Raw genomic sequence first — 6,506 nt, 5'->3', positions numbered from 1 at the left:
CGCACGTGTGCGCCGTCATGGCCGAGCACGGGAGAAGACAGGCCGTGCTCGGCCATGACGGCGCACACGTGCGCAACGTGATGCTGGAGCGTGAGCTCCTCAAGGCCGCGCGAAGCGGCGACGTCGTCGGCAAGGCGGCTCGAAAGATAGTCCGGATGCAGATCGCGCACCACCACGCGCGGCTCCACTTCCAGAAGGCGCAAAAGATGTTTCAGCGTTTCCTCAAAGAACGCGAAGTTCTCCGGACGGCTCACGTCGCCGAGGTGCTGGCTCACAAAGGCTTCCCGGCCCCGGGTGAGGCAGAAGGTGTGCTTGAGCTCCGCGCCTGCGGCAAACACCGAGTCCCCGGCTTCGGCAAAGGGGCGCTCGGGCAGGCGCACGGGCTCGGGCACAAAGCCCCTTGCGCGGCGCACCATGAGCTTCGGCGCGGCGGGGCGATCGGGAGCGCTCTCTTCGGGAAACATGACGGAGTCGTCCACGCGCACGAGAATGTCCCTGTCGTGACAAAGAAAAAGATCGGCCATGGAGCCGAGACGCTCCTTTGCCTCCCGGTTGCCGAGGCACAGGGGCGCGCCGTGCGGATTGCCCGAGGTCATGACCAGCGCAGGCAGCACGTCTTCGCGGCGTCCGCCCGCCCATTCGGGATGAAAGAGCAGATAATGCAGCGGCGTGGACGGCAGCATGAGGCCGATGCTTGCCGTGTCCGGGGCAAGCAGATCGGGCAGCGCGTCGCGGCTTTCGCCCGCCGTTTTCCGGGGGCAGATGACGATGGGGCGGCGCGGCGAACAAAGAAGCTTTGCCGCGCCTTCGCCGATCACGGCCACGCGCCCTGCCGCGTCCAGATCCGCGGTCATGACGGCAAGAGCCTTGTGCGGACGCGCCTTGCGGCGGCGAAGCTCGGCCACGGCGTCGGCGTTTCGCGCGTCGCAGACCAGATGAAAGCCGCCGAGTCCGCGCACGGCGGCAATCCTGCCCTGCCTGAGCGCCTCCAGCAGAAGAAGCACGGCGGCGTTGCCCATGACGACGTGCTCCGGCAGGCCGTAGCGCTTCTTTCTCTCCTCGTGCAGAGCTTTGTGCGCGTCATCGGGCGCCGCGCCCCGGGCAAACAGCGCTCTTTCCGCCTCGCGCAGCCACGCCGGATCGCCGTCCAGCCAGAGCACGGGGCCGCACTCGGGGCAGGCGTTGGGCTGGGCGTGGAAACGCCGGTCGGCCGGATCGTGGTATTCTTCGGCGCACGGCGCGCACATGGGAAAACAGGCCATGCTGGTCACCGGCCTGTCGTAGGGAATGGATCGCGTGATGGTGTAGCGCGGCCCGCAGTTCGTGCAGTTGGTGAAGGCGTAGCCGAAGCGCCGGTTGCCCGGATCGGCCATGTCGGCAAGGCATGCGTCGCAGGGGGCGACGTCCGGGCTCACCAGCACGCGGTGCCCGCGGTGCTCGCCGTCGAGGCTTTCGTGAATGCAAAATTCGCTCTCGTTCTCCACGACTCCGGCCTCACGCCGCTCCAGAGAGGCGATGCGGGCAAGCGGCGGCACGCGCTCCGGAAAAGAGGCGAAAAGCTCCAGCGCGGCCTTCTCTCCCTGCACTTCGATGCGCACGCCCTCGGGCGTGTTGCCCACGCTTCCCGTGAGCCCGAGCCGCGACGCCTCCCGATAGATGAAGGGTCTGAACCCCACGCCCTGAACCTGGCCCGTGACCGTGTAGATGTGCCTTTCCCTCATGCGATCCTCCGGCGCGCAGTATAGCCTCCGCCGCCGTCGAAGAAAAGCGCCCCCCGCACGCAAACGGGAAAGGACTGCATTTTTCCTTGAGAAAGCGCCCGCAATGCCATAAGATGTCCGGACTGGAAGCTGCCGAGAGAGGTTTTTTCGTCCCTTCATTTCCACGGAAGCGATGAAAATGGCAGATTCCTCCGGGGAACCTTCCATGTCGAGGTTTGCTCCCACGGCGGCGGCTGTCCGGCTGTTCGTCCTCTGGCCCCGGATTTTCCGCGCACTGATGTCAAGGAACGGAACATGTCTGAATTCAAGCTGCAGGAACGCACTCTCGGCCAGATGCTGGACGAGACCGTCATGCGTTTCCCCGATCGTGAGGCCCTTGTTTATGTGGGGCACGATTACCGGCAGACCTGGAGCGAGTTTGCCGACACGGTGGACAGGCTGGGACGGGGTCTGATGGCGCTGGGCGTGCAGCCCGGCGAGAAGATTGCCCTGTGGGCCACCAACGTGCCCAACTGGGTGACCCTCATGTTTGCCGCCGCGCGCATCGGCGCGACGCTGCTTGCGGTGAACACCAACTATCGCGACAGCGAACTTGAATATCTCATCCGCCAGTCGGAATGCGAAAACTTTTTCTGCATCGACGGCTTTCTCGATTACGATTACGTGTCGGCGCTCTACCGCGTCATTCCCAACCTGAAGGATCAGCACGAAGGCGAACTGCACTGCGAAAAGTTTCCGCATCTTCGCCGCGTCATGAGCCTCAAGGACATTCCGCATCCCGGCGTGCTGCCGCTTTCCGCCATTCTGAACCGGGCCGGAGAGATTTCCGACGCCGAGTACGAAGCGCGCAAGGCGCTGGTGAAGCCCTACGACGTGGTCAACATGCAGTACACCTCGGGCACGACGGGCTTTCCCAAGGGCGTCATGCTCACCCACGTGGGCATAGGCAACAACGGCTACTGCGTGGGCGAACGCGAAGAGCTCTCCGAACAGGACCGCGTCATCATTCCGCTGCCGCTCTTCCACTGCCTCGGATGCGTGGTGGGCGTGCTTGCGTGCGTCAGTCACGGCTCCACCATGGTGATCACGGAAACCTTTTCGCCGGAACGCGTCATGGCCGCCATTCAGGACGAAAAATGCACCGGCGTGTACGGCGTGCCGTCCACCTACATTTCCATGCTGGGGCATCGGCGCTTCAGTCAGTACGATTTTTCCAGTCTGCGCTTCGGCCTCATGAGCGGCTCCGTGTGCCCCGAGCCTCTCATCCGGCAGGTGATGGACGCCATGGGACTTGCGGCCATCGTCATTCCCTACGGGCTCACCGAATGCTCTCCGGTCATCACCATGACCGGCATCACGGAAAGCGACGAGCATCGCTGCCGCTCCGTGGGCAGCGCGCTGGAAGGCGTGGAAGTGAAGCTGCGCGATCCCGTGACCCATGAAACCGTGCCCTGCAACGTACAGGGAGAAATCTGCTGCCGCGGCTACAACGTGATGAAGGGCTACTTCAACATGCCCGAGGCCACGGCGGAAACCATCGACGCTGAAGGCTGGCTGCACACCGGCGACCTCGGCGTGATGGACGAAGAAGGCTACCTGCGCATCACGGGACGCATCAAGGACATGATCGTGCGCGGCGGCGAGAACATCTATCCCAGGGAAATCGAAGAATTTCTGCTGGAAATGGATGCCGTGCGCGACGTGCAGGTGCTGGGCATACCCTCCCGGCGCTACGGCGAAGACGTGGCGGCCTTTCTCATTCCCTGCGAAGGCAAGACCGTGCGCCCCGAAGACGTGCGCGACTTCTGCCGCGGCCGCGTGGCCTGGCACAAGATTCCGCGCTACGTGGCCGTGGTGAACGACTTCCCCAAAACGGCCAACGGCAAGGTGCAGAAGTTCAAGCTGCGCGAAATGGCGGCGGAGCTGTTCCCCAATGTCAAGTAAGCCTCTCATCGTCTATCTGGCGGCGCGGGGCTTTGAACAGGATCTTCTGGATGAACTCAGGCTCCACAACGTGCGCGTGCTCGAAGTGAAGGAACGGCTGGTGCTCGCCGAAGGTCTGTTCCATTCCGCATGGGCCCAGAACATCTGGCTTGAGCCGTTCTTTCAGCCCATCACGTCCGTGGGCAACGCGGTGCACACGCTCAAGTCCATCCAGCGCAACTGGAAGCTGCACGCCGTGGATTTTCACCGTCGCGCCGCACTCATCGAGCAGCAGCTTCCGCCGGTGAAGGCGAGGCCGCTCGTCTTCGGCGAGAGCGCGCCCACCTCGCCCCTCGGTTCCTGGACGCTCTGGGATCACGACACGCTGCTCGTGTCCGCCGCGTGCAGTTCCGCGTTTCCCGACGGGGAAGTCCGCTTCGAGGAAGACAAGGTCAATCCGCCGAGCCGGGCCTACCTCAAGCTGTGGGAAACCTTCACCCTGCTGGGCGACGGCCCGAAGAACGGCGAACTCTGCCTCGATCTCGGCTCCGCTCCCGGCGGCTGGACATGGGTCATCGCCTCCCTGGGGGCAAGCGTGTTCAGCATCGACAAGTCGCCCATTGATCCGCGCGTCGCGGCCATGAAGGGCGTCGATCACTGCCTCGGCAGCGGGTTCGGACTGGAACCGCAGACCGCGGGCCATGTGGACTGGCTTTTTTCCGACATGGCCTGCTATCCCGAGCGTCTTCTCGGCACGGTGAAGGCGTGGATTGAAGCCGACGCCGCGGAGAACTTCGTATGTACGCTCAAACTTCAGGGAAGCACCGATCACGCTGTGGTGCAGGCGTTTCGGGAGATTCCGGGCTCGCAGGTCATGCATCTTTCGTGCAACAAGCACGAACTGACGTGGGTGAACCTCGGAAATATGCGGAGGCGCACCGCGTAGGGCACAAGGCTTGCGGCACTTGCGTTTAGGGCTGTTCAGAGAATGCTCCGAAAAGCGCGGCGAAGGCTTTTCCATAAAAATTTTCTTTGGTTAGCTGAGCTGAGCTTGACATACGGGGATTCTCATTCTACTGAAAAGTGACTCAGTGAAAGAGTCAAAAAATTTTTGGGAGAGTGAAACCATGACGAAAGCTGAACTGGTCGAGAAGATCTACGCCAAAAGCGGACTTGAGACGAAAGTAAAATCGGAAGCAGCTCTGGACGCTGTGATTTCTGCCATCTCTGAGTGTCTTGCTTCTGGCGATTCCATCACCCTGATGGGCTTTGGCAGCTTCAAGGTTGTCAAGCGTGCACCTCGTACCGGCCGTAACCCTCGCACCAACGAGAAGATTGAAATCCCCGCCTGCTCCGTTGTGAAGTTCCTTCCCGGCAAGGCTCTTAAGGATGCTATCAAGTAACAGCGCTTCGAGCGTCTGTGGAATAGGCCGTCCGCGTTTGCGGGCGGTCTGTTTTTTTAATCACGCCGGATGCCCCGAGCCGGGCCGCCCTCCCCACTTCGGCAGCGTCGCCCGCTCCCCGGCGCCACCGCGCTCATCTTGCCGAGGGCGCGGCCTCTCCGCCCCGGCCCGCAACGCCCGGCAAAAGCCCGAAATCCCCGCCCGGACGCGGATGCGCCCGACGACTTTGTACCAGAGAAGGCGAAGAACAGTACGCGGTTGTATCGCCCTTTCCAGCCGCATTCCGGCAACAGTTTGAGATCGTTGATTTTCATAGTTTGGCACGACTTTTGCTTCATAAAAAGCAACAACGCAAGCAAAAAGGAGACGGACATGAAGATCAGATCACTGCTGCTCAGTGCTTCCCTCGTCGTACTGATAACGGGCTCCGCCTTCGGCGCGGAGCTTCCCAAGGTCACCATTCTGGCCACCGGCGGCACCATTGCCGGTTCCGCGCCGTCGAGCACCCAGCTGACGGACTACAAGGCAGGCGACCTCACGGCACAGCAGCTCATCGACGCCGTGCCCTCCATCTCCACCATAGCCAAGGTGTCGGCCGAACAGATCGCCAACACCGGAAGCGGCAATCTTACCTTTGAGGACTGGCTCAAGCTCGCCAAGCGGGCGAATGAACTTCTCGCCACCGACGAGTGCGACGGCATCGTGGTCACGCACGGCACGGACACGCTGGAGGAAACGGCGTACTTTCTGAATCTGGTGGTCAAGAGCGACAAGCCCGTGGTGATCGTGGGCGCCATGCGTCCGGCCACGGCCATCAGCGCCGACGGTCCGCTGAATCTGCTCAACGCCGTGGGCGTGGCCGGTTCCGAAGAAGCCAGAGGCAAGGGCGTGCTCGTGGTCATGAACGGACAGATCAACGCCGCCCGCGAAGTGACGAAGACCAACACCCTCGCCGTGGAAACCTTCAAGACTCCCGACTTCGGCATGCTCGGCTATGTGATCGACTACAAGCCCGTGTTTTATCGCGCTCCCGTGCGCAAGCATACCAGGGACACGGAATTCGACGTTTCCAAGCTGACGACGCTGCCCCGCGTGGACATTGCCTATCAGACGCTCGGCGGCGACGTGAACATGCACAAGGCGTCCGTTTCTTCCGGCGCAGAGGGGCTTATTGAAGCCGGTTCCGGCTGCGGCAGCCTTTCCAACGTTTCCCGGGCCGTTCTGACCGAAGCCTCCAAGAAGGGTCTCATCGTCGTGCGCAGTTCCCGTACCGGCTCCGGCATGGTCACTCCGAGCAGCAAGGACGCGGAGCCCGGCTTCCTCACGGCCGACAATCTGAATCCGCAGAAGGCCCGCGTGCTGCTCACTCTGGCCCTGACCGTGACCAAAGACCGCAACGAAATTCAGCGCATGTTCGCCACATATTGACGGCAGAGCGCGGGGCCTGACCCCGCAGGAC

Annotated in this window: 5 protein-coding genes; 4 read left to right on the top strand and 1 reads right to left on the bottom strand. The window is 62.5% G+C overall.

Features of this window, described 5'->3' with window-relative positions; genetic code table 11:
* A partial coding sequence (locus ACZM96_RS03215) for a Sua5/YciO/YrdC/YwlC family protein (RefSeq protein WP_489487296.1) occupies positions 1-1,721 on the bottom strand: 1,721 nt, incomplete at its 3' end.
* Between the two features lie 294 nt (positions 1,722-2,015).
* Here ACZM96_RS03215 and ACZM96_RS03210 point away from each other — a divergent pair.
* From ACZM96_RS03210 to ACZM96_RS03195, 4 genes are all read left to right on the top strand, one after another.
* Complete coding sequence (locus tag ACZM96_RS03210; RefSeq protein ID WP_489487294.1) at positions 2,016-3,665, top strand: AMP-binding protein; 1,650 nt, start codon at positions 2,016-2,018, stop codon at positions 3,663-3,665.
* Positions 3,655-4,590 (top strand): SAM-dependent methyltransferase, encoded by a 936-nt coding sequence (locus ACZM96_RS03205; protein WP_489487293.1) that lies wholly within the window; start codon positions 3,655-3,657, stop codon positions 4,588-4,590. Before ACZM96_RS03210 ends, ACZM96_RS03205 begins: the two co-directional genes overlap by 11 nt.
* A 145-nt stretch (positions 4,591-4,735) precedes the next feature.
* Positions 4,736-5,047, top strand: a complete 312-nt coding sequence (locus ACZM96_RS03200; RefSeq protein WP_294445511.1) for an HU family DNA-binding protein — start codon at positions 4,736-4,738, stop codon at positions 5,045-5,047.
* Between the two features lie 372 nt (positions 5,048-5,419).
* Positions 5,420-6,475: a type II asparaginase gene (locus ACZM96_RS03195; protein ID WP_489487292.1), complete on the top strand. Its 1,056-nt coding sequence runs from the start codon at positions 5,420-5,422 to the stop codon at positions 6,473-6,475.
* Positions 6,476-6,506: the final 31 nt, after the last annotated feature.

Source organism: Mailhella sp., from assembly GCF_057866825.1.
The sequence above is the reverse complement of the archived record's forward strand: the minus strand, read 5'-3'. Positions and strand labels throughout refer to the sequence as shown.

Coding starts and splice junctions, on each gene's coding strand:
- ACZM96_RS03205 (WP_489487293.1), top strand. CDS start 3,655: ATGTCAAGTAAGCCTCTCATCGTCTATCTGGCGGCGCGGGGCTTTGAA.
- ACZM96_RS03210 (WP_489487294.1), top strand. CDS start 2,016: ATGTCTGAATTCAAGCTGCAGGAACGCACTCTCGGCCAGATGCTGGAC.
- ACZM96_RS03195 (WP_489487292.1), top strand. CDS start 5,420: ATGAAGATCAGATCACTGCTGCTCAGTGCTTCCCTCGTCGTACTGATA.